General features: G+C 45.6%; 20 protein-coding genes and 1 pseudogene. 9 read left to right on the forward strand and 12 right to left on the reverse strand.

The window, feature by feature from the left end:
* Positions 1 to 226: 226 nt before the first annotated feature.
* Positions 227 to 403: a hypothetical protein gene (locus tag I8U27_RS11780; protein ID WP_181752262.1), complete on the reverse strand. Its 177-nt coding sequence runs from the start codon at positions 401 to 403 to the stop codon at positions 227 to 229.
* 104 nt (positions 404 to 507) lie between these two features.
* Positions 508 to 600, reverse strand: coding sequence for a stressosome-associated protein Prli42 (prli42, locus tag I8U27_RS21370; RefSeq protein ID WP_181752263.1), 93 nt, complete (start codon positions 598 to 600; stop codon positions 508 to 510).
* 226 nt (positions 601 to 826) lie between these two features.
* Between prli42 and I8U27_RS11790 the strand changes: the two genes are divergently transcribed.
* The 6 genes from I8U27_RS11790 to I8U27_RS11815 all read left to right on the forward strand — a co-directional run bounded on the left by I8U27_RS11790 (position 827) and on the right by I8U27_RS11815 (position 6,555).
* A complete protein-coding gene (locus I8U27_RS11790) occupies positions 827 to 2,479 on the forward strand; it encodes an acyl-CoA mutase large subunit family protein (protein ID WP_181752264.1) in 1,653 nt (550 codons plus the stop codon).
* Positions 2,480 to 2,491: 12 nt separating this feature from the next.
* Positions 2,492 to 2,902: a cobalamin B12-binding domain-containing protein gene (locus I8U27_RS11795; protein WP_181752265.1), complete on the forward strand. Its 411-nt coding sequence runs from the start codon at positions 2,492 to 2,494 to the stop codon at positions 2,900 to 2,902.
* Entirely contained in the window at positions 2,899 to 3,321 is a 423-nt protein-coding gene (mce, locus tag I8U27_RS11800) for a methylmalonyl-CoA epimerase (RefSeq protein ID WP_181752266.1), read from the forward strand. The genes I8U27_RS11795 and mce overlap by 4 nt, the downstream gene beginning before the upstream one ends.
* Positions 3,322 to 3,331: 10 nt before the next feature.
* Positions 3,332 to 4,879, forward strand: a complete 1,548-nt coding sequence (locus I8U27_RS11805; protein WP_374057926.1) for an acyl-CoA carboxylase subunit beta — start codon at positions 3,332 to 3,334, stop codon at positions 4,877 to 4,879.
* Positions 4,880 to 4,948: 69 nt separating this feature from the next.
* Positions 4,949 to 5,125 (forward strand): hypothetical protein, encoded by a 177-nt coding sequence (locus I8U27_RS11810; RefSeq protein WP_181752267.1) that lies wholly within the window; start codon positions 4,949 to 4,951, stop codon positions 5,123 to 5,125.
* A gap of 296 nt (positions 5,126 to 5,421) precedes the next feature.
* Positions 5,422 to 6,555, forward strand: coding sequence for a M20/M25/M40 family metallo-hydrolase (locus I8U27_RS11815; protein ID WP_181752268.1), 1,134 nt, complete (start codon positions 5,422 to 5,424; stop codon positions 6,553 to 6,555).
* Positions 6,556 to 6,695: 140 nt separating this feature from the next.
* Here I8U27_RS11815 and I8U27_RS11820 read toward each other — a convergent pair whose 3' ends face one another.
* Positions 6,696 to 7,592 (reverse strand): EcsC family protein, encoded by an 897-nt coding sequence (locus I8U27_RS11820; protein WP_374057927.1) that lies wholly within the window; start codon positions 7,590 to 7,592, stop codon positions 6,696 to 6,698.
* A gap of 87 nt (positions 7,593 to 7,679) precedes the next feature.
* Entirely contained in the window at positions 7,680 to 8,501 is an 822-nt protein-coding gene (locus tag I8U27_RS11825) for a DUF2913 family protein (protein ID WP_181752269.1), read from the reverse strand.
* A 1,123-nt stretch (positions 8,502 to 9,624) separates the two neighbouring features.
* On the opposite strand from I8U27_RS11825, the pseudogene I8U27_RS11830 reads away from it, so the two are divergent.
* Positions 9,625 to 9,824 (forward strand): annotated as a pseudogene (locus I8U27_RS11830) (group II intron reverse transcriptase/maturase); the annotation flags it as partial.
* A gap of 57 nt (positions 9,825 to 9,881) precedes the next feature.
* On the opposite strand, the gene I8U27_RS11835 reads toward I8U27_RS11830, so the two are convergent.
* The 3 genes from I8U27_RS11835 to mciZ form a co-directional block, all read right to left on the reverse strand.
* Positions 9,882 to 12,089 (reverse strand): glycerophosphodiester phosphodiesterase family protein, encoded by a 2,208-nt coding sequence (locus I8U27_RS11835; protein ID WP_181752271.1) that lies wholly within the window; start codon positions 12,087 to 12,089, stop codon positions 9,882 to 9,884.
* A 108-nt stretch (positions 12,090 to 12,197) separates the two neighbouring features.
* Positions 12,198 to 13,001: a peptidoglycan DD-metalloendopeptidase family protein gene (locus I8U27_RS11840; protein ID WP_181752272.1), complete on the reverse strand. Its 804-nt coding sequence runs from the start codon at positions 12,999 to 13,001 to the stop codon at positions 12,198 to 12,200.
* Between the two features lie 207 nt (positions 13,002 to 13,208).
* On the reverse strand, positions 13,209 to 13,403 hold the full coding sequence (mciZ, locus tag I8U27_RS21375; protein WP_181752273.1) for a Z-ring formation inhibitor MciZ: 195 nt from the start codon (positions 13,401 to 13,403) through the stop codon (positions 13,209 to 13,211).
* Positions 13,404 to 13,547: 144 nt separating this feature from the next.
* Between mciZ and I8U27_RS11850 the strand changes: the two genes are divergently transcribed.
* Both I8U27_RS11850 and I8U27_RS11855 read left to right on the forward strand, forming a co-directional pair.
* Positions 13,548 to 14,108 carry an NUDIX hydrolase gene (locus tag I8U27_RS11850; RefSeq protein ID WP_309506144.1) on the forward strand — a complete coding sequence of 187 codons (561 nt, stop codon included), beginning with the start codon at positions 13,548 to 13,550 and terminating at the stop codon, positions 14,106 to 14,108.
* Positions 14,072 to 15,295 carry an endonuclease Q family protein gene (locus tag I8U27_RS11855; protein ID WP_181752275.1) on the forward strand — a complete coding sequence of 408 codons (1,224 nt, stop codon included), beginning with the start codon at positions 14,072 to 14,074 and terminating at the stop codon, positions 15,293 to 15,295. The genes I8U27_RS11850 and I8U27_RS11855 overlap by 37 nt, the downstream gene beginning before the upstream one ends.
* A 33-nt stretch (positions 15,296 to 15,328) precedes the next feature.
* Here the strand turns inward: I8U27_RS11855 and I8U27_RS11860 are convergent, their stop codons facing one another.
* From I8U27_RS11860 to I8U27_RS11880, 5 genes are all read right to left on the reverse strand, one after another.
* Complete coding sequence (locus tag I8U27_RS11860) at positions 15,329 to 15,709, reverse strand: hypothetical protein (RefSeq protein WP_181752276.1); 381 nt, start codon at positions 15,707 to 15,709, stop codon at positions 15,329 to 15,331.
* A gap of 53 nt (positions 15,710 to 15,762) precedes the next feature.
* Positions 15,763 to 16,152 carry a DUF2512 family protein gene (locus I8U27_RS11865; RefSeq protein WP_181752277.1) on the reverse strand — a complete coding sequence of 130 codons (390 nt, stop codon included), beginning with the start codon at positions 16,150 to 16,152 and terminating at the stop codon, positions 15,763 to 15,765.
* A 182-nt stretch (positions 16,153 to 16,334) separates the two neighbouring features.
* Positions 16,335 to 20,663, reverse strand: a complete 4,329-nt coding sequence (locus tag I8U27_RS11870; protein ID WP_181752278.1) for an alpha-amylase family glycosyl hydrolase — start codon at positions 20,661 to 20,663, stop codon at positions 16,335 to 16,337.
* 769 nt (positions 20,664 to 21,432) lie between these two features.
* Positions 21,433 to 22,323: a manganese catalase family protein gene (locus I8U27_RS11875; protein WP_181752279.1), complete on the reverse strand. Its 891-nt coding sequence runs from the start codon at positions 22,321 to 22,323 to the stop codon at positions 21,433 to 21,435.
* 29 nt (positions 22,324 to 22,352) lie between these two features.
* Positions 22,353 to 22,625, reverse strand: coding sequence for a YuzF family protein (locus tag I8U27_RS11880; RefSeq protein WP_309506145.1), 273 nt, complete (start codon positions 22,623 to 22,625; stop codon positions 22,353 to 22,355).
* Positions 22,626 to 23,246: the final 621 nt, after the last annotated feature.

Here is a 23,246-nt window from a genome sequence, read left to right on the forward strand (position 1 = left end):
CCTAGACTCCTCCTCAATATTTCAAAAGAGTTCTGTGATTGAACTTCAATGAGGAGGAGCGCGTGGGACTTTTTCAATCGGAACACTTAAAATTCAGATTTGTCAATGAAAAGAGAGTTCCATTTTATCACCCTTTTCAAGCAAGTCTGCGATGCATGGGAACGGATAAGTGCAGATACAAAAAGGCCTCCATCTCATACGAGAAAGAAGCCTTTTTCCATATGGACTACTGGATGCCTACAAACAAGTCGTACAGGGCGAGCAGGGTTACCCCGACAAGGCCGAGTGTAAACACTCCGCCAATGACCAGACCGGGTTTGTTACCCGTTTTTTTGTTGTAGAGAGTGCCTTGGATCGCAAAAATACTGATAAGGACAAGGATTGGCACCATAAAGTAGTTCATTGACTCTTACACCTGCTTTCCAAGTTCGTCCGCGCATGAGAACGCGCTTCCATTAAATAAGTATAATCAATCTTTACGTAAAAAAACAAACTGTTAAGTGAAGATTATAGGAATATTGTTATTCCGGCAGCGACCGTTGTGATAAGCAAAGTAAAGATGATCACATACACAATTGCTTTGACCCAACGCGCTTGCAAAAGTTACTCACCTCAAAAGTTTATTTTACAGAACTCTGTTTGGGATGTCCATTGGATCAGGTTTGTGAAATGGGAGTTCAAACAGGTGTAATATTTGTTATATTAAGAAGTGAAAGCGTTTTATTGAGAAGGAGATTGTTGCATCCATTAAGAAAAACGCCTCGGAACGATGAGAATGACGGGATGGCGATGCAACAAGTTTTGGAAAGAGAGGAGACGGTTGAGGATGGCAAAACAATCATGGGATCAACGGTATAAGGAGTGGGAAAAAAAGACTGATCAGCTGATGGAAAAGTCTCCGGAGCGAAAAGAGCGGTTTGAAACGCTTTCTGGAATTGAAGTCAAACGTTTATACAGCCAGGGCAAAACGTTGGAGGAGATCGCGGAGCAGGTGGGACTCCCCGGTGAATATCCATACACCCGCGGAATTCGTCCAACCATGTACCGCGGGCGTTACTGGACGATGCGCCAGTATGCGGGATTTGGGTCTGCTGCAGAAACGAACAAACGATTTCGCTATCTGCTTGAGCAGGGACAGACCGGGCTTAGTGTTGCATTTGATTTACCGACTCAGATTGGGTATGACTCAGATGATCCCATGTCTGCAGGAGAAGTGGGCAAAGTGGGAGTTGCCATTGATTCGCTTCAGGATATGGAACGGTTGCTTGAAGGCATCCCTTTGGACCAGGTTAGCACCTCAATGACCATTAATGCCCCGGCCTCCATTTTGCTGGCTATGTATATAGCGGTCGCTGAAAAGCAGGGAGTTAAGTCCCGCCAGATCCGAGGAACAATTCAAAATGATATTTTAAAAGAATATATAGCCAGAGGAACTTATATTTTTCCTCCACAACCGTCGATGCGACTGATCACCGATGTATTTGCCTATTGCGAGAAACATGTTCCCAAATGGAACACCATCAGTATCAGCGGTTACCATATTCGTGAAGCCGGTTCAACTGCAGTACAGGAGGTTGCCTTTACCCTGGCGAACGGGATCGCTTATGTGGAAGCAGCGATTGAAGCCGGATTATCTGTTGATCAGTTTGCCCCGCGACTTTCCTTTTTCTTTAATGCCCACAACCATTTCTTTGAAGAAATCGCTAAGTTTCGTGCCGCCCGCCGCTTGTGGGCGAAATTGATGAAAGAGCGTTTCCATGCATCGAACGAGCGCTCGTTACAACTCCGCTTCCACACGCAAACAGGCGGGTCCACCTTGACCGCGCAACAGCCTGATAACAACATTGCGCGTGTTACTTTGCAAGCGCTTGCCGCAGTATTGGGCGGAACACAAAGTTTGCACACCAATGCAAGGGATGAGGCACTGGCTTTGCCGACGGAAGAATCGGCGCGCATTGCACTGCGGACGCAACAAATTATTGCTTACGAGAGCGGAGTCGCAGATACGGTCGATCCACTGGGCGGCTCTTATTACATTGAGGAATTGACAGATACCATCGAACGGGAAGCTCTCAACTACATTCATCAGATTGACGAGATCGGGGGGGCGGTCCAGGCTGTGGAACAAGGGTTTATGCAACGGGAGATTCGCCGTGTGGCACTGGAAACCCAGCGCAAAATTGAGGCTGGCAAAGAAATTGTAGTCGGGGTGAATCGTTTCTGTCTGGAAAATGAAGTTCAGCCGCCATTGATGCGGATGGACCCTGAGCTGGCAAAAAGGCAGATTGAACAGTTGAAGCAAGTACGGGCCAGCCGGAACCAGGAGGAGGTCCGGTCCAGACTTGCTCTGTTGAAACAAGCGGCGCAAGGAAAGGATAACCTGATGCCTTATATTCTGGAAGCAGTAAAAGCATATGCTACTGTCGGGGAAATTTGCCATGCATTACGAGAGGTTTTTGGAGAGTATCAACCGGTATAGGAGGTTGTAGGGATGGATAGACCCATTCGTGTTTTAGTCGCCAAGCCCGGCTTAGACGGCCATGATCGCGGAGCCTTAATTATTGCCCAGGCATTGCGCGATGAGGGAATGGAAGTGATCTACACCGGATTACGCCAGTCTCCCGCCCAAATCGTAGCAACAGCGATTCAAGAGGATGTGGATGTGATTGGCTTATCTTGTTTATCAGGGGCGCATAATGAATTGTTTCCGGAAGTTGTTCGCCTTTTAAAGGAAAACAACGCTGAGGATATCATCGTTGTCGGGGGAGGGGTGATCCCGCAAGAGGATATCGCCTTCCTAAAAGAAAGCGGAATCGCTGAAGTTTTTACTCCCGGCACGACGACAAAAGAAACGGCCAATTTTATTCGCGAGGCGGTACTGACTAAGGAGGGAAAAGTGTGACTCCACAAAAAATAAGCCACATTGGCATTGCGGTGCAGAACTTGGACTCCTCTGTCAGGTGGTATCAAGAAGTTTTGGGACTGCCCTTTGAAGGAATTGAAGCTGTTGAAAGTGAGCAAGTGAGAGTCGCTTTTTTCAACATTGGTGAAAGCCGGATTGAATTGTTGGAACCGATGTCGGAAGAAAGTGCCATTGCTAAATTTTTAGCAAAATATGGAGAAGGGATTCATCACATTGCCTTTGAAGTGACCAGCCTTCCCGAAAGGTTGAAGGGGCTTGCTGAGAAAGGGGTCCGACTGATCCATGATCAACCCAAACCGGGAGCCCACCAGATGAATATTGCTTTTTTACACCCGAAATCGACGGGTGGAGTGTTGATGGAATTGTGTGAGCCGATGACATCACAAAAAAAGGAGTAGTTGATCGCATATGGATATGTACCAGAAGATTGAACAATTGTCTGAGCGGCGGCGCAAAGTAGAACAGGGCGGAGGGGAATTACGCATCCGGTCCCAGCATAAACGAGGTAAGTTAACTGCCCGTGAACGAATCCAGCTCTTATTGGATGAAGAAACTTTTGTGGAATTAAATCCTTTTATTGAGCATCGTGCTACCCATTTTGGCATGGATCAAACAGAAGCACCGGGAGAGGGGGTTATTACCGGGTACGGGAAGATCCATGGCCGGCTTGTTTATGTTTTCGCCCAGGATTTCACTGTATTCGGCGGTGCACTGGGAGAGATGCATGCATTAAAGATCGCACGCATCATGGATCTGGCGGCAAAAAACGGGGCACCGATCATCGGTCTCAACGATTCCGGAGGGGCGAGGATTCAAGAAGGGGTGGTTTCCCTTGACGGCTACGGGCACATTTTTTATCGTAACTCCATCTACTCCGGTGTGATTCCCCAGCTTTCTGTCATCATGGGGCCATGTGCCGGCGGTGCTGTCTATTCCCCTGCGATTACAGATTTTGTGTTCATGGTTGAAAAAACAAGCCAGATGTTTATTACGGGACCAAAAGTGATTGAAACGGTAACCAAAGAAGTGATTTCCACGGAGGATCTCGGTGGAGCCAATGTCCACGCCAGTATAAGCGGGAACGCCCATTTTACAGCGCCCAGTGAACCGGAAGTTTTGGAGCAAGTGCGCCGCCTGCTCAGCTTTTTGCCGCAGAATAATGTTGAAGATCCTCCGCGCGTTTTTATGAAAGAGGATGACGGCTGGGTGGAGGAGCTGGCGGAAGCAGTGCCGGTAGAAGGGACGAAAGTATATGATGTGCGTAAGATCATTGACCTTATTGTAGATAACGGCGATTTTATGGAAGTACATCAACAGTTTGCCCGTAATATTGTCGTCGGTTTCGGTCGGATCGCCGGCCAGACAGTGGGAATTGCCGCCAATCAGCCAAAGGTGATGGCCGGTGGCCTTGACATTGATTCTTCAGATAAATTGAGCCGCTTTATTCGCTTTTGTGACTGTTTTAATATCCCCATCGTCACCTTTGTCGATGTGACCGGCTTCTTCCCGGGAGTGAACCAGGAACACCGCGGGATCATCCGCCACGGGGCCAAGATTTTATACGCTTACTCCGAAGCCACTGTGCCAAAGATTACTGTGGTCACCCGTAAAGCCTTTGGTGGTGCCTATGTGGCTCTTAATTCAAAAGCAATCGGAGCCGATCTCGTATATGCCTGGCCCAGTGCGGAAGTAGCGGTGATGGGAGCAGAGGGAGCTGCCAACATTATTTTTAAGCGTGAGATCGAAGAGAGTGAAAATCCTGAAGAGATACGTAAAGCGAAAATCCAGGAGTACAGGGAAAAATTTTCCAACCCTTATGTTGCTGCGGCACACGGGATGGTGGACGATGTAATCGACCCGCGGGAAACAAGAAAAAAATTAAAAAGCGCACTGGAAATGTTGCGTAACAAACGGGAAACCCGTCCGGCAAAAAAGCATGGCAACATCCCGCTTTAATTTTTTTAGAAATAACAGCAGGTTCCGATTAAGCAGGAAAGGTGTTCCATTCAAAGGGAAGGGATTGAAGTGAATAAAGCAGATGTTACTTTCATCCGTGGTCCAAGGGATGACTCACCCTGGCGAACAGCGGGAAGAAAGGAACTTTTACAGCAGGCAAAAAGATGGCAGAAACAGAATTGCAAATGGAGTCAACCGATTGAAGTTTATAAAGACTGGGAAAAAAAGATATATCATCACCAGTAGTTAAAACTTGGCACCTGTCCGCCTTCGGGCTGCAGAGATACGTGGTAATTTTATAATCAAGATGAAGCCGTTGCCTTCCCGATGTCAGGGTGGGGACGGCTTTTGGCTTGTTAAGACATAAACATACCCAATTAAGTAGATTTTTTGCTTTTTGAACATAATATAGTAAAAAAACAGACAATATTTAACCCTATATTCATGTTTAGGCACATTCGCTCAAGACGCATTCAGTAGTTTTGTTGTAAAATAGATGAATATATCATTTGATCCATGAACATTGAATGGAGGATATTCAATTGATTAATCAACAACGCCTCATCGACGAATTTTTGGAACTAATACAAACAGACAGCGAAACGGGAGACGAAAGAGAGATTTGTGATCTCTTAAAACAAAAATTGACGGATCTTGGATTAGAGGTGGTGGAGGACGGTTCTGCCGCGAAGACGGGTCACGGTGCGGGTAATCTGGTTGCAACGTTGAAGGGGTCTGTTCCTGATGCACCCTCGATCTATTTCACCTGCCACATGGATACCGTTGCCCCCGGAAGAGGGATTCAACCATCGATTCAAGACGGATATATTGTCTCTGATGGTACCACTATTTTAGGAAGTGATGATAAAGCGGGGTTGGCTGCCCTGTTGGAAGGATTGCGTCAGATTAAAGAGCAGAATATTGCCCATGGGACGATTCAACTGGTCATCACTGCCGGTGAAGAGTCCGGCTTGTTGGGAGCCCGCCATTTGGACCGTGAGCTGGTACAGGCAGATTTTGGCTTTGCCCTTGACTCAAATGGACAAGTCGGGGAAATTATCACTTCCGCACCTTCCCAGATGAGAATTTTGGCTACGATTTATGGCAAAGCTGCACACGCCGGTGTCAATCCCGAAGACGGGATCAGCGCCATACAAGTGGCAAGCAGGGCGATTACCAAAATGCCGCTTGGACGCATCGACAAAGAAACAACTGCGAATATCGGCAGATTTCAAGGGGGAACAGCGAGCAACATTATTCCCGAGCGTGTAGAAATACTTGCAGAAGCGCGCAGCCGGAACGAGCAAAAATTACAGGCCCAGGTGGATAAAATGGTACGGGCGTTCCATGAAGCAGCTGAAGAGTTTAATGCCAGAGCGGAAGTGGAGACAACTGTCCTTTATCCGGCTTTTCAATTTGATGAATCAGACCTGGTCGTACAAAAAGCGATCGCCGCTGTAAAACAGGTTGGCCGTAAACCGTACCTCGGTGCAAGTGGGGGTGGAAGTGATGCCAACGTGATCGCCGGTTACGGTATTCCAACAGTCAATCTGGGGATCGGCTATGAAAATATCCACACCACCAGTGAACGGATGCCGATCGCCGAGTTGGTCAAAGCTGCCGAGCTTGTTTTCTCATTAGTGACAGAATGTGCGAAAGTAGAAGTGCTTGCATAATCAAAAAGCTGCAATTTGAGGTCAATCAGGCCACTTTTTCCCGGGTTAAGCCGGGGACCGCAACAAGCGGTCATTTTATTTTTATCTTTCTTGAGTAGAAAAGCTGGTGCTCTGTGGATACAGAGACCAGCTTTTTGAAATTAAAGGGAGGAATTATCGCTTTCTGTTAAATCATGACTTGTTTTTTCCAATGCCTCAAGCTTGTCCAGGATTCTCCGCTTACGGTATAGCATTTGGCCTGCTTCAGCCACTTCATCGATGGTGGAGCGGTTAATGTAAGCACCAAAGAGAATGCCGAACACCGGAACCAGTTGAAAAAGTTTTTTCCAGCCAAAATTATCCCGGTAAGTGGCGATTACTTCGCGCCAGCCTTGCAATTGGGAGATGGATTCCCGTTCGGTATTCCCCTCGCGATAACGGGAAAGATCTTTTAAAATTGCTTTTTTGCCAACGAAATCGGAAGAGGCGAATTGCAGGCACTTAACGACAAAGATTCTCTCTTTCTTTTCTTTGGGATCATAGCCATAAGTGATTGCCATCTCTTGTAATACTTTTAATGACAAACCCAATAATGCAGGAATATCGATTGCCAGAGTAAAAATTCCACCAACGCCTGTCGTGGCCCCCTGTATCGTTGCAAATTGAACGCGGGATTCTTTTAACTGCTCAGACAGTTTGTTCATGGTTTGTATGGGAAGAGACTGGACATCTTTCAATTGCAAGCGGGCGGAGGGATGGCCGGCTGTTGCAGCCAGTTTTTCCAATATACTGGCTTCGCTGATCAAATAATGTCCTCCGGTTTGGACATATCCCCCGAGTTCATCGAGAATTTTACCCAGCAGATCATGGACGGCTTGCGGGGTAATTTTATCTAAAATGGCGAAGGGAATACGACCGATTTTTTCCCAAAACCACAGATCATTTTGCTCCTCTTCCCATTTTTGGACCCGTTTCAGCTCTTCTAAAAGAATCTTTTTGTTCTCTGGGGGAAATTGAATGTTCAGATTGATCACCTCAAACAAATTAGGTTTGTGCAATAGAAAAATTATTTTAATTGGTGAGGTCAGACTTCTGTTTTCCTTCAGACTGGCGCCCTGCAAAGAATCAGAGATGACCGCTCCAACTCATCCGCCGGGTTGTACCGGCCAGTCATCAGAAGTGTCTCTTTGTAACAACTGTGCGGCATTTTGATAAATGGTCTTGATCAATTTCATGCAGTTGTCTCTAAGCTGTTTATCTGCGCTGGTTTCAAGTTCGCTAAAATCAGAGTTTAACGAGTCAAGGAGTGTGAGAACTGCCTGCAACTGCAGTTCAATGGGGCTGAGACTTTTTCCTTCTCTCTCCTGGATGAAGAGTTTCAAGTCATTTTCCGCACGATGAATATATAAGCCATCATCTGCGGATAAATATTTCTTTTTATATAAAAGTATGTTATTTGCAATGTGATAGGATTGGATGAGCAAGTCCAGCAAAAACTGGTCATTTTTTGGCCGATGTTCGTTTACTTGCTTTTGCAATAATTCTAACTCAGCTAATCGATTAGCCAGATGTTTGATTTCCAACTGGTAAATGCCCTCAATCAGCGTAGGCACCTTCCTTGTTTCATTGTTGTTTACAACAGGACTATAAACATGCTTAATCTTGCAGAGTGTCCGATACAGATTTCCGTCTTTTCCTTTGATTCTCCCCATGTTGGTTAACTCAATCAAATCTTTTTCTACTAAACGTGTCAGCGCCCTGCGAATCGTGGATTTGGTAATATCCAACAATTTCTCTAATTGACGATAGGAGATAATACAACCTCCCCTGGGAATCGGTACTTTATATTCTTCATGGAACGTATCTTCAGGTGCTGCCAGCCGCACCAATTCAAAGTATGTATGACGTTCGCGGGGAGTTAGGCTGTCCAGAACAGACTGGTGAAGGGTGTATTTACTTTGTTGCATACAAATCTCCTCTCTGCTTAGATTGATTTTTAGAGTAAACGAATCATGAAGAATTCATATATACAATATATAAAAAATCTCCGATCTGTGTGGAGAGTTTTAGCGTAAAAGTTTTTTAATTTGTAGGTCCTTTTTGCGACTCATAGAGTACAACGTATCTACGGATCACTAATGCTATTGGATGGTCCGGACCGACCCATACACTTCTGTGTATGTTGCTTACTTAGGAATCCAGAGGATATAGATCGAGTGTAGAAGGCAAACCCTTCTATGCGTGAGAGTTTCTTGATTCTGATGGTAAGAAACCTCCACCTCTACAGTGGGGGAGGTTCATTAAAGGAAAGGTATATTGCCAAGGGGGCAGGGACATACCGATCACCCCCTTCAGATCGGTGATAAGGATAAATATAATCGGAAATTTCGTATGACGGGTTGTACCTCATGCAGTAAGCTGGATATATGGGTTCCAAAAGATTGTATTCTTTTTTTAAACAGGAGGAACTTGAGCCTTTACCGGCTTAGGTTCCTCCTGTCAGTGCGCCTGGCATGGGCGTAGTCTACAGGGTGCAAGTCCCGAATGGTGAAGGTAGCAGTAGCCATTAGCTTAAGGCAAGGGTGTCCCGCCGTGAGGCGGAGACTGAAAGAAGCCAGCGGCAAATCTCCGGTCTGAGGAACACGAACCTCATATAAGGTTAGCATTCGTTGGATAAGTCTGCTCAACAAGACAAAGTCCTTGCTACCAAAAGCGAATGAGAGTGAGGCAGATAGATGGAGTGAAAGACTGCGCTCTTACCCGGGGAGGTCTGACTGAAACGCCATGCCCACATGGTAACCCTTTCTGAGAGGAAAGGCTGAACAGTCAGAAATCAGCAGACGCCATAGTACTCAAGTAGGGGACGCCTGAAAGAGGAAGGGCTGAACACTTAGGAAGAACGATTCACTAGGCGTTCATTCTTTACGATGAGACAGACAACCTGGAATAGGCTTACTTGAAGGAGGATGTGTGAATCCCACGGGGGATTTCAAGAGGGTGGAGTAAAGAAATAGACTGAAACGTTCACGAGGAAGGTTATGTCGATGTTAATGAAACAAACTGCTATGACGGGAAAATCTCTTAAAACCCCTGAAACAGGTGGAAAAGAACGAAGCTATGGTGTGGATGGAATGCCGGTAGAATCCCTACGAGCGCACATCCAATGTTACTGGGCTTCGATTCGGGCTTCCATCGAAGATGGAACCTATGAACCGATGCCTGTCCGTCGAGTCGAAATCCCGAAACCGAACGGTATGTACGGTGGTGTGAGAAGACGGGGGTTAGTCACCCCCTCTTACTCGATTGGATCACAGATCTAAGCCCTTCTACAGCTAATCCAAGGGAAATTAATTCGTACAGGTAGGCGCAACCTGTTCGGAAGACCCGGTGTACGTGTAAGCATCGGGTATATACTTGCCATCACCGATTTGATTCCAGAGGTTGCTGGTGCCGTATGTACCAGTTATTGTTTCTCCTCTAATCTGGCACTTGATGAAAATAGTTTGTCCATCGGCTACGGAACCAACAATGTCATAGTTGGTGCCTGGACCGGATCTGACATTCAGGTTTACTCCGGTCGTTGTGTTAACTGTTCCGGGGAATCCATTTGATAACCAGTCCAATGCGGCTTTGGGATGATTCGTAACAATGCCATCAACACCAAGGTTTGTAAACTTACCCCATTCAGTAGAAGTATCTATCGTATAGGTAAATACTGAGAAGCCTGCCTGATGCAAAGTTTTAATTACACCGGGGTTTTCACTTAATCCAGTATGTTTTGCGTGATACGATATTAAGCCAAGATCTTTGGCTGCTGCGACAGGGTCTGTATGTGGCGTAGTACGCAAGATAGCCCGTGGTATCTCTGGTGCAAGTGACCTGGCATAACGGAGAATCGTTTCATCAAAACTCTGAATGATGACTTGATCTGACATTTCCCTGCTTGTTACCTCAAACAGGATACGTTTTATCTCTGTCTGTGTTTCAGGTGCTTTAATTTCTAATAACAACTTTATATTGGAATCTTTGATCTCATCCAGGGCTTCTTCTAAAGTGGGTACCCTTTCACCGGCAAATTGTGGGCTAAACCATGAACCTGCATCAAGCATGCGAATTTCAGTTAAATTCATTTCATTAACATAACCCGTTCCATTTGTTGTTCGGTCAACAGTTTTATCATGCATCAAGATCGGCACTCCGTCATATGTTGTTTGTGTATCTACTTCTACAATAGGCACTCCCGCATTCTTAGCACTTCGGATTGCTGCGATGGTATTCTCAGGAGCTGCAACGGAATTGCCGCGGTGAGCCACAACATGCGGATTCCCATAGGTATTTTTAAAAAGGGATGGGTAGTCCCCTAAACTCCTTATGATTACATCATCAAACGAAACAGTAGCCCCACTGATAACAAAACCAAACACACCATCAGAACTGCGTGGCAAAGAGGTCTCTTCCAAAACAAATTGTCCATTGTAATACCAGCGGGCCCGTTTGTCTTGTACCTCAATCGCCACACGCACATCTTTACCTACCCCCGCATCAGTAGAAGCGGCAGCTTTTGAAATGACATTCCAGTTGTTTGATGATGTGCGCTGGGCAAATTCAATCCCATTCGATGCAGTTGTGCCACTGCGCATGGCCGCCTGTGACCAAGGGACTGTGTTAGTTTTGGGCATATCCAACGCTAAAGCGGCCCACCGCGTTTGATCAATCACTTGGTCAAAACGAACTGTCGCCTCAAATCGAAAATTCTTAAGATGGGATCCGAAAGAGATACGTGACAGATCGGAAGTACTGGTAGATTTCCCTATTAAGCGGCCGTTTTGAACTGTCCAGCTTCCACTGGGGTTCCATCCGGAGGGAATGGAAGTGCCTGAGAAAGTTTCCTTTAATACGGGTGGTTTCGGTTCTAATTGTGTAATTTTTACATTATCAAACGAAACGGTTGCTCCGCTAACAACAAAGCCAAATACTCCATTAGAACTGCGAGGTAAAAAAGTCTCTTCTAACAGAAAACGATCATCAAAATACCAGCGAGCAAGATTTTCGTGCACCTCAATTCTTACTCGGACATCTTTTCCGACTCCTACTTCTCTTGGGGCTGATGTTTTTGAAATCACATTCCATTTGTTTTCTGTCGTCCGCTGCGCAAATTCAACCCCGTTTGAGGCCGTTGACCCGCTTCGCAAGGCTGCTTGTGACCATGGTACGGTATTGGAAGAAGGCATGTCCAAGGCTAAAGCCGTCCATCTTGTCGGTTCAAGCACTTGATCAAAGCGAATCGTTGCTTCGAATCGAAAATTTTCTACATGCGGTCCAAAAGCAATCCGTGACAATTGGCCAGTGCTATCGGATTTTCCTACCAACCGTCCATTTTGAACCTTCCACTCCCCGACAATTGCCTTCCAGTCTGCCGGAATCGTGCCACTTGAGAAATCTTCATTCACAATGGTTTGTTCTGCTGTGGGACTGGCATGCCCAACCAGATAAAAAGCCGGGGAGGAAGTTAAAGCGATTACGCTCGCGAAGATAAGTAAAAATAAATTTTTCATAAATATACCCCTTTTTCGATCTTTTGAAAGACTTTAAGAATGATGATGACGATAGAGAAGACCTCTATCGTCATTAAGAGATGGAACCGGCAGATTTTAGATTTAGGCTTAAGGAGACGGGCAAGTAGGAGCGACTTGTCCATCCGAACCTGTATACACATAAGTATCAGAGATATATTGACCCGGGCCGATTCGATCCCAGAGATCGCTTGTACCATATTTACCTGTTACCGTTTCCCCTCTAATTTGGCACTCAATGGTTACAACGTCTCCATCATACTTTTTGCCTACTATACTGTAAGAAGTGCCCGGACCTGATCTTACATTTACAGGCAGTCCGTTATCAGTATGGACGGTACCTGTGATCTCGTTACTCCCGCCGCAATTTTGACTCGTCATGGTCCTGCTGTCCGACGGGTAAGAGAAGGTGTAGCCCTGGAGTGTAACGGGGCGGTCATCACCCTGGTAACGCTGCTCATAGTGGAGATGGGCATAGGTCGTTCCCGAATTCCCCACTTTTCCAATTCCATCTCCTGCTTGAACAGACTGCCCCTGTGATACATTGGCGGAGCTCAGATGGGCATACAGAGTTTCCCAGCCACCTCCGTGGTCAATGATGATGTAGAGACCATAACTGCGATCTCCCAGGTTGACGACACTCTTGACCGTACCGGGAGCTGAAGCTACCACATTCTCGCCATAGTCCCCGTTCCCGGATGTTCCGTATTTGTTCATGTCCACAGCGTAGTAGGGATTGTGGCCGCTCCAGGATTTAACGACCCATTTCTCATTACAGGCAAATGGTAACAGAAAGTTTGGCTTCGCTTCCGCAACCCCCATCGTAAGGAAGCCCGTTGTCAGCATGGAAAACATCAGGACTACAGCCATTGTCAGCACTTTAACGCGTTTCACAGCAGCATGCCCCCATTTAAAAAATATTTTGTATTAAATAAGTGGTGAATTAAAGAAGGCTTTCCACACTTTAGAATAAATAATTTTTTATAAATTAATTGATTTATTAATTAATATTAAAGATTAGAATATAAAAAGTATAAAATTTACCAGATGATGAATTATTTTTTGTATTATAGAATATTTCGATGGGAGGGAGCCGGTATTTTACAGTCTCCGTAGATGGGCTGGAAATGGGCGGCAGTTTCTTAGAAATTTTTTATCCCTCTGTTTCCTGCCTATTTGTCGGGACAAAAATTCTTGAAGTGTGATTTGGTGTTTGGACCATTCACGCAGTCGAGCTCTTATTTGCCAGGCTTTTCCTGACATGTGCAGGTTCGTATCACTCATCTTTATATTCATAGATTGACCTCGCTTATTCACTTGATTAATACGAGTCTTTCCAGATCCTCTCTTCTGACATACGTCGCTCTGGTTCAAAATATGTGCGTTTTTTCTTCTGATGAGGTTACGGTAAGATATAATAAACGGATAGATAAATAAGGAGTGACTCAAGTGCGCAACTTAGAAGAGAAGACAATTGCAAGTGAAACGATTTTTGAGGGAAGGGTTGTTCGCTTGCAAATCGACCGGGTAGAGCTGCCCGACGGGGGAACCTCCACGCGTGAGATCGTAAAACATCCGGGTGCCGTCAGTGTGTTGGCGGTAACTGAAGAAAATAAACTGGTCATGGTTCGGCAGTTTCGCAAGCCATTGGAAAAGACGATTCTGGAAATTCCCGCCGGTAAACTGGAAGCGGGAGAAAACCCGGCAGATTGTGCCATGCGGGAGTTGGAGGAAGAAACAGGTTATCGTGCCGAAAAGATCGAACATGTTGTTTCTTTCTACACATCTCCCGGCTTTGCTGATGAGTATTTGCATATATATCGGGCAAATGGGTTAAGCAAAGGAGAAGCCAGGCTGGATCAAGATGAATTTGTAGAACTGGTTGAGCTTACGTTGGATGAATGCCTGGAGCGTATCGCTGCCGGAGAAATTTGTGACGCCAAAACGGTAGCGGCCGTTTATCTATGGCAAAACCAGGTGTTGAGAGGAAGATCTGTTTGAAATCTATTTTTGCTGATCTTCACATTCATATTGGCAGAACAGAAAGCAATTTGCCCGTAAAAATTACCGCAGCTCGCAATATGACCTTTGAACAGATTGTACGGGAGTCATACCACCGAAAGGGAATTGAAATGATCGGGGTGATTGATGCTGCGTCACCTCCTGTACAAGGGGAGATTCGCCGGGGATTGCGGTCGGGTTTATATAAGGAGCATCCCGGCGGAGGTATCGTATACCGGGAGACAACCTGTATCTTGGGGGCAGAGATTGAAATCAGGGAACCGGGAATGGGTGCCGCCCATGTTCTTACCTATTTTCCAACACTGAATCAAATCAGCCGCTTTACAGAGTGGTTATCCAAACATATGAAAAATGTACAGTTAAGCACACAGCGCTTGTATCAGCCGGCTGGCGCTTTACAAGAAAAGGTGGCTGAATATGACGGGATCATCATTCCGGCTCATGTTTTTACACCGTTTAAAAGCGTATATGGAAGTGCAACGGATCGGATGAGTTATTTGTTTGACCTGAAAAGATTGGCCGGTGTGGAACTTGGTATGAGTTCTGACAGCCATTTGGCCGACCATCTGTCAGAATTGAAATCACTTAGCTTTGTCACCAACTCTGATGCCCATTCCATCCCTAAGATCGGTCGGGAATATAATGAGTTATGGGTCAAGGAGGCCAGCTTTCAAGAATTAAAATGGGCCTTGTTAAGACAAAAGGGCAGAAAAGTAGCAGCCAATTACGGGCTAAATCCCCGCCTCGGCAAATATTACCGCACCCGTTGTTTAAATTGTGATGAGTTATGGCCGTTGGATGCGGAAATTTCCAGGTGTCCGGAGTGCGGAAGCAAAAAGAGAGTAAAAGGGGTTCGTGACCGGATCATGGACATTGCTGACCAGGAGATGCATCATCCTGATCACCGGCCACCTTATGTGTATCAGGTGCCGCTTGAGTTTATTCCCAAACTGGGCAAAAAAACATTGGATAAGTTGCTGGATGCATTCGGGACGGAGATGAGTGTCTTACATCATGCTCCCATTTCCGAGATCGCTGAAGTGTCTAACCAGGTTATTGCCCGGCATATTAAACTGGCCCGGGAGCAACGGTTAGAATTGGAAGAAGGCGGCGGGGGAGTCTACGGCAGGGTCAAGCAGACTCAATGCCATGTTAATAAGGAGTAGTCTTACTGCTACTCCTTGACTCCGTACCCTCAGTTATAGTCTCGCGCCTGCCAGTTCCAACAAAGAGGTGACTTCCTCCAGTCGGGCAGGATCGATAAACACGGTAACACAAACATCTTCCGGAGAAGAAAATCCGTGGCCGCCCGTCCATCCGCTGGCATCTTCATGAGCTGCAAGCAATGTTCTTTTATCCGGGTTCAGTTCAGGTGAACCCAGTGTGCTGGTTGTAAGTGAAATTCCCTGATTAGTGAAAGGATTTTCCAGGATGTCGTCTACATCATGTACATTCCCGCCTCCTATCGGAGAGAAACGGTCGATCCGTGCATCATGAAAACCGCGATTTTTTAGCTCTTTAACAGCTTTTTCTGCTCCTTCCATCGTGCGAAAATAGGCAAAAATTACTTTCTCCGCCATAACGGTTATCACTTCCTTATCCTTTTCCACAACCCTAATGAGAGTATGTATTTTCAGTCGTTCATCTCTTCTGCAAACAGTGTGCGTTTCATATACCGGTGAAAAAACCATTCTCCCGCAGCAATTACCAGGGCGCTGATCGTTGTTACCTCAAAGAGAGGCATCGTATTCCGTTTATAATAATATGTTGCAATATCTGTATCAAACAGGAGGGTTCCAAACAACCAAACAATAAAAGCGGTAACCATGAAATCAGTAATTGTTGAAAACAGATTCCCGATTCGGGGCATTAAAAAGAGATCAAAAAGGTAGCCAATGACGGTTATGGCAATACTGGTTAGCAGAATGTTTGTATAAGAGACCCGGAAAAGTAGCCCCAATATTAAATAAAGAACAACGCTCGTAAACAAAAATTTGATAAGTAACGTAAAGGTATGTTTCATTTACAACGTCTCCTTGGCCCCTGAACTTTAACTTTATTCTTGCACCTGATTCACCGGGATATACATGAAAGGTAAAATAGGGGAAGCTCTAAATAGGATACAAAGGATCAGGTTGAATGTGCGAAAAAGAGATAGCGAAAAGACCAGCTCCTCATTTGTTGTGAGGAGCCGGTCTTTTCACACTAGTCTTTATAGATGATAAAGGAGAATTCCTTCGTATTTTTTGCAATTGCTCCGGCGTCGTTTTTGAAGATGGTTGATTTATTTTCTTCAGATGGTTCGATGCGAATATTGAATGTGTTAGCTCCTTCCTGTAAGGAAAGAGTATGCGAAAATTCCATGTCATCCCGGATTGAAACGCGCTCGCCGTTAATGGTTAAAATCCCCTCTTTGATGGCAGTTCCTTTTAACGTGATAGTCTCAGTGGTAACGGTTTGGCCATCCGTATGGGAAGTGATCACTACAGGTTGATCGATCCATCGCAGAACTTTGTCTTGAACGATCATCCGGTTTTCGCCCTGGTTGGTGACAATGATTTGCAAATTGGTGTCTGTTGCGCCGTAGCCATAATAGCTGACATCGTCGTCATTGGGATTGTTGGGAGTGTGGTCGGCCAATCCTTCCTGTTCCCAGGTGCCCCCTTTGACATATTTGTAACTGAGCACTTCTCCCTCTTGTGCTTCGATGGTGTATTCATAGTCATTGGTAACGGCACCTCCTCTGGTCATTTCCCAGGCTCCGGTGTTCCATCCATTCTTGTTGCCAGGAATGGTGATCTTTACCCCTTGAGGCGTATAATCCGGGAGGTTAACTTTAAATGTTACTTTTATGGTGACCAGATCAGGAATGACATTGACGATATTGGAACTGACAAAATTCCCGAACCGGTCATACACCTTAACTTGATAACGATAGGGAGTACCATTATTCACTTCGATATCTTTATATGTCTTTATCCCCGTATCAAACAGTTGATCAACCATTGTTCCGTTGCGCACAATGGCAATCATATAAGGATCTTTTGCCCCTAGGATGGACCAGGAAAGGTTCACTTGACCAGATTCTTGAGCGGGTTGTTTTAAGTGAATGCTGTCGGCGGGAGGGATTGTGTCTGCACCTTTGCTGATGGTTACTGTTTTGATTTCGCTCGCCATCCACTGTCGTCCGAGATCGGTTGAGAATGCATAACGATACTGATATTCACCTGTGGTGAACGGCAAGAATTGAGCACTAAATACATTGAATCCACCATGTTGGCCTGTGTACTGTGCAGGGGTTGATACCCAATCCGAAGCACCGGGCTCTTTTATTTCTAGTCTGGCAGTAAGTCCCTCCGCCTGATCTTGCTCAGTCCCTCCGGCGATAAAGATTTCCCCTGAAACAACTTGCTTTTTTGACAAATCGAGAGTGGCGTTTTCCAACTGGGTGATGTTTTTGATCTGTGTGTTTTCACTGGTCAACTTTATATGAGGGATAACCGCCTGTCTTGTTTCTGTTCTCGCCGACTCATTTTGTTCCTCGTCAACCGCGGTGACAGCAAAATAATACTTGCGGCCGTTATTCAATCCGTCAATGGTGATGCTGGTGTGACGGGTGCTTGCCACTTTTTGATATAAGGCCCCGCTCACTGTTGTTTGGTAAACATGATATGATTTGGCGTTTCCCTTCCACTTTAAGGTGACGGAATGGTTTCCCTCAATGGCAACCAGTTTGGAAACAGCCTTTGTCTGCTTGATGTTTTGTCCCTTGTCGGACACCAGCATACGTCCGCTCATTGCCGGAATCGTGACGGTCAACTTGCCGTCCTTGCTAATGATGTTGTAATTTTCGTCCAATTGGTCAGTCAGCTTGATATTGTTTTTCATCAAATCTGTTACATTGAGTTCTACGGTTTTTACCTGAGATCCGCGGTTGGTAGCGACCAAGGCGATCTGCTTATCATTGCTGCGCGCGAAGATCATGACATCATCCCTGGCATAGAGATGATGGAGGTCTCCGTAAGCAAAGAGGTGTTTAAATTCGTTTCTCACTTGGCCGATTGCCTGATAATGTTTAATGAGCTCACGGTTTTCTTTGCCCCAGGGGTATGTTCTTCTGTCATCAGGGTCTTTGGAACCAGTCACTCCTGCTTCGTCTCCATAGTAAATGGTAGGGGCACCAGAGTAACCCATCTGCAGGATGGAGGCAATCTTTAGGCGTTGAATCCCCAGTTCGGGGTTGTAATTTTTATCGTGTTCGGCACGTTCGTGGGACTCCGTACCGTTTCCCAGGACAAAAGCCGCCCGGGGAGTGTCATGGGAACCCATTAAGTTCATCAGGGCATGAAGGGCTTCATCCGGGTAATCTTCCTGAACGGCGCGAAGCTGTTCTGCCGCTTGTTGGGCATTTCCGTTTTTCAGATAATCGATGATCGCATCGCGAAAGCGGTAATTCATGACAGAGTCAAACAGATCACCTAAGAAGTATTTTGAAGCATCGTCCCAGATTTCACCGAGGATCAATGGTTCTTTTTTCCTGTCCTGCTTCAGTTCTTCCCGAAAGGTGCGCCAAAAATCAGGGTCAACCTCATTAGCCACATCGAGGCGCCAACCGGATGCCCCTCTCTTGAGCCATGTCTTTGCCACCGAATCGTTATGAAACATTATATAGTTGGCGAAATCCTGGTTGTTCAGCTCAGAATCATGGTCGACGGCTTTACCGGGGACGGCTTTGATTTCCGGAAGGGAGTCAAACCCCCACCATGACTGATATTTGTAGACACCGTTTTCCTTTTTGTTTTCGATGTTGAACCAGTTGTGGAAACCATAGGGGCTAAATTCTTGCCCTTCCGCGCGGAGTTGTTGTTCCACTCGCTTTTTGGCTGTTTCTTCTTTTACTCCATTGTTGATAAGGTCGTATACTCGTGACCAGTACTCGTAAGCACCGACGGTTTTGTATTTGCCGTAGCGGTCAAAATAGATCGAGTCGTCACCCACATGGTTAAAAACCCCGTCAAGAATCAGGTTCATTTTGCGTTTCTTACATTCCCGGACAAATGTCTGAAATTCTTCCGGAGAACCAAACATGGGATCTATGGACTTGTAATCAGTGGCATCATATTTGTGGTTGGATGCCGCTTTGGCAATGGGATTCAGGTACAAGGTATTCACACCGAGAGATTGAATGTAATCCAGCTTATCTTGGATTCCTTTGATGTCGCCGCCGAAGAAGTCATTGCTCCAAATTCCGTCTCCATCATATCCTTCACTGTCTTTTAGACGCGGGTTATCGGGGAGCTGATTCCACTTGCGGTGTTCAACCGGTTCATTGCCCCGGGCCTTTGATTTGGCGGTGTCATTCTTTTTGTTCCCGTTGTGAAAACGGTCAGGAAAAATTTGATAGACCACAGCTTCTTTCATCCAATCGGGGGTGTGATAGGAGGGATCATAAACAGTCAGCTGGAAGGTGGAGGCATTATTGTCAACAGCCATCCCGGTATGACCCTCCCGGCTGTCTTCGCCGTATTCTTTGACAGAGTCCCCGTCCCGGACAATAAATTTATACCCATATACACCTTTTTGTTCAGGTCTTACGGTTACCTCCCAAAATTCAACGTTTTTTCCGTGTAACTCCGTCCAGCCGGCATTCTCCATATCTACCAGAGTGGTTTTGCCATTGTCTGTATTCCTTAGCATCACTTTCGCGCCAGATAAATCTCCCTTTTTCGCTTGCAAGCGCAGTTTTACCGCTTGTCCGGCTTTTACCGCACCAAATGGGGAACGATAAAGCTCTTCCCATGTATCATGGAGCAGTTCATTCGTTTGAATTTTGCCGTCAGGAACACCAGGGTCATAATCTGTGTAAACCGCTTTCGTATCATGGTTATAGTAAAAGGTAATTTTCGTATCCTTTAAAACGTTCAAAACAAAGTTATCGGAGGGATAGGCAGCCGCTTCCCAGCTGTTGCCGAGAACGACTTTAAATTCATGTTTTCCTCCGGGAACGTTCGTGGTGTAAGTATAAATGTTGTCACGGTCGTTGTCTTCAAGAAAAGCGGTAGATTCAGCTGGTGACCAATCACTGCCAGCCTCGATGTCGGGCTGAATGTCGCCGACAATCCGGGGCTGTTGTTCCCGGGGAAGAGGGATGTGTACAATAACACGGTGAGTGGTGTCGTTATAAGTAAAAGTTAACGTCGTCTCTTTGTCTAAAGTAAGCTTATAGTTGGCACCATTTGGCTCACCTCCGACCCCGTAGTTTTCATCCCAGGAACCATTAATGGCGATTTTGTACTCGTAAGATCCGGCGGGAAGGGTCCCTGTCAGTTGATACGTTCCGTTTTCCTGTTTAGCCATGACCGTTTTCGAGTCCGAAGGGTTCCATTCCCCGGAACCTCCCAGTTCATCCTGCAATGTTCCTGTCAGAGTAACCATTCGCTCCTGTGCCTTAACTGAAATACCGGCAGTGAATGAAATCGTTTGCATAACAAGCGAGAAAATAATAACAAGTGAAAAGAGAGTTTTTCCCTTCACGCCATCTAACCCCCTTATTTTTAATCATAATACTTGTGAAATCGTTTGCGCAAACTGAAAGAAATAACTTCTTCCAATTTCATTTATATCATATCTCGTTGAATCAAAAATAGTCTGATTTTATTGTTTTGTTATTTATGTTATATTCGCAAAATAAGATATAATTAAAATTCAAAACATAATCCTTTTATAAAAAGGGCGAATAATCTCTAAGGGTTACCTTCTACAGTGATATCAAATTATTTTTCTTATGGTTTGCTTTGACGAAAGTGTATGCCCTTGATTTTTTTGGGGTCGTGTCGGTCTTGATGATGGCCCTGTTCGTCATCATACTTTCATCCAGGGGGACGTACTGGCGATTCTGTTGGTCATTGGAGGGCGGTTTTTGGTTGATTCTAAAAAAGGAAATAAGAAAAACACAGGAGAGAATTCCTGTGTTTTCCATTTGAATGAAAGTCTTAAAGGACTTAATTCCATAATGCCCATACGGAAAGGGAAGAAAGTAATAGAAAAGCTGAGATGATCATGATATCCCTCTGCTTCATCTGCCTTTGCCACTCCTTTTCTTTTTGAAGGAGTTGTTTTTTTAAGTCTTCTATCGCTTGTTCATATTTCTTTTCAGACTGTAGAAAAACCACTTCTGGACACTGTTTTCAGAAGTGGTTTTTCTACAGTCTGAAACCTTCCCTCCGGGAATGTTTTTTATTCGTTTTCGACAAAAAAGGCTGTTGACCTTCTTTGTCAACAGCCTTTTTTAAACCTTGGGTAATCACAACATACTCTTCATCTTCTTCAAGACCCACTGGTAATGATCCCTGGTGATTCCAGGGGCGAACTCTTCCGGCAACTCTTCTAGATCAGGGACTGGAGCTCCTTCTGGTGTCCCAATCACTACTCGGAGCTCCTCGCCTGTTTCCGGATTCTCTCCTTTCCAAATCTTGTCGATATCCCGGTAATCCTTGTCGCTCCAGGTGTAAAGGACATTTTGCAATCCCCGCTCGATGTACTTTTTGGCGTAATCAAATTTGGTGTTGTCTGGATACGGGATTGGAAGCATACGAGAAACATCCACTCCGGTTAGGGTTTCCAGTGCCTTGGCATATGCAAGGATGTGTGTTCCTCCCCGCACCAGCAAATAGCCGATCATTTCCCGCGCCACGGGAGCGTCGGTCATTTCATAAACCCTCATCTTATGGGTGCGGGCACCGATTTCCAGGAAGAAATTATGGAGCATATCTTGGATTAGATTACCACTGGTGAACACATAGCTCCCGTTCCAGGGTTTACCCATAGAATCGGCGGGAAACGCTGTCTGAGCGGTGACAATAAAATAATACGAATTTCGCGCATCCAATCCGTTGCGCAGCGGGGTGATATCCGGATCTCCCGGATGGGTAATGCCTGTGGATAGAAGATTGATGGTTGTGCTGACCAGTTCCACATGCCCGAATTCCTCGGCAGTAATGCTGGCCACCAGATCGTAATAGGGTTTTAACTTCTTTTTGCCACGAAAGTTGAACGATTGAAACATATAGTTGTTCAGCGTGGACATTTCTCCGAAGTGGCCTCCGAGCAACTCCTGAACGGCAGCCGCTGCGTTAGCGTCACCGTGTTCGGGAACAGGCAATTCGATGGCTAGACGATTGAAGCGTTTAATCATAAGTTCCCCCCTACTTCTAATGCAAAAAATCAATTTCCCTCAACGAATTCTCCAAAGGAAGGCGGTTTGTACATCCGCTGTTTGGCCGAGATGGGCACAGCCCAGATGATTTGCTGAGTGCGAATAAAAAAAGGGGCCCCTCCGGATTGAACCAAAACATGATCTGGCAGAACGGAACACAGCCTTCCTCTTACGCTGCCGCGAACTGTTTGCACTGCAATATCCCTGCCAGCGAGGGACTGCAGGGCACGATAGAAGTACGGATCATTCATGTTCTCCATATAGGGTGACCAGGGGTTCAACCGATTCCCTCCTTCCTGGAATGATGAACTAGGGAAAAACCAGCGAAACCATAAACGATATTATAAGTGCTCCATCCTGAAACATTGTTTATTTCATAAGGACTTGAAAAACCATTCATGTTTGAACAAAAAAAGGGCAACGTTAACAGAAGGGGCACTCTTCGTTCTGGCTTTTTAGTTCCCCGATACCTAATAATATGCACAATTATCCTACCATTATAAATTGTCCTGTTATTTAAAAGGAGCTCAAATCTTCATGGTCTTCGATATGCACGTTACAAGGGGCTTGCCAAAGTCAGGGAGCAAAGCCTCCTGACTGCCGTGGCTAAAAACGTCAAAAAGCTGAATCACTCCACGTCTGTGGAGTGACAGCTTGTCGACAAAGTCTGTTTTCTTAACAGGTCGACAAGCTTTTTTGTTGAATCATTTTATATAGAAAAATAGTGATGGGGGATTTATTTGTGTTATTCAAACATGGAAAAAACGGTCGAAACCAACTCGAGATCATAGCCTTAGACGATTTAGTCCAGGGGCTGTCCCAAAAGGATGGGGCCCCGAGCTTTTTTGTAGTTTTTTTGAGAAAGATCAAAAAAGAAATCGCCCCGTTGTAGTAAAATGAAT

The sequence above is a fragment of the Paenactinomyces guangxiensis genome, from assembly GCF_016055185.1.
In the GTDB taxonomy this organism is placed as follows: Bacteria; Bacillota; Bacilli; order Thermoactinomycetales; family Thermoactinomycetaceae; genus Paenactinomyces; species Paenactinomyces guangxiensis.

What these genes read in the sequence shown, in the direction of transcription:
- I8U27_RS11780 (WP_181752262.1), bottom strand. Translation starts at nt 403, where the DNA reads ATGAACTACTTTATGGTGCCAATCCTTGTCCTTATCAGTATTTTTGCG.
- I8U27_RS11790 (WP_181752264.1), top strand. Translation starts at nt 827, where the DNA reads ATGGCAAAACAATCATGGGATCAACGGTATAAGGAGTGGGAAAAAAAG.
- I8U27_RS11795 (WP_181752265.1), top strand. Translation starts at nt 2,492, where the DNA reads ATGGATAGACCCATTCGTGTTTTAGTCGCCAAGCCCGGCTTAGACGGC.
- I8U27_RS11805 (WP_374057926.1), top strand. Translation starts at nt 3,332, where the DNA reads ATGGATATGTACCAGAAGATTGAACAATTGTCTGAGCGGCGGCGCAAA.
- I8U27_RS11825 (WP_181752269.1), bottom strand. Translation starts at nt 8,501, where the DNA reads ATGCAACAAAGTAAATACACCCTTCACCAGTCTGTTCTGGACAGCCTA.
- I8U27_RS11835 (WP_181752271.1), bottom strand. Translation starts at nt 12,089, where the DNA reads ATGAAAAATTTATTTTTACTTATCTTCGCGAGCGTAATCGCTTTAACT.
- mciZ (WP_181752273.1), bottom strand. Translation starts at nt 13,403, where the DNA reads ATGAATATAAAGATGAGTGATACGAACCTGCACATGTCAGGAAAAGCC.
- I8U27_RS11855 (WP_181752275.1), top strand. Translation starts at nt 14,072, where the DNA reads ATGGCAAAACCAGGTGTTGAGAGGAAGATCTGTTTGAAATCTATTTTT.
- I8U27_RS11860 (WP_181752276.1), bottom strand. Translation starts at nt 15,709, where the DNA reads ATGGCGGAGAAAGTAATTTTTGCCTATTTTCGCACGATGGAAGGAGCA.
- I8U27_RS11865 (WP_181752277.1), bottom strand. Translation starts at nt 16,152, where the DNA reads ATGAAACATACCTTTACGTTACTTATCAAATTTTTGTTTACGAGCGTT.
- I8U27_RS11875 (WP_181752279.1), bottom strand. Translation starts at nt 22,323, where the DNA reads ATGATTAAACGCTTCAATCGTCTAGCCATCGAATTGCCTGTTCCCGAA.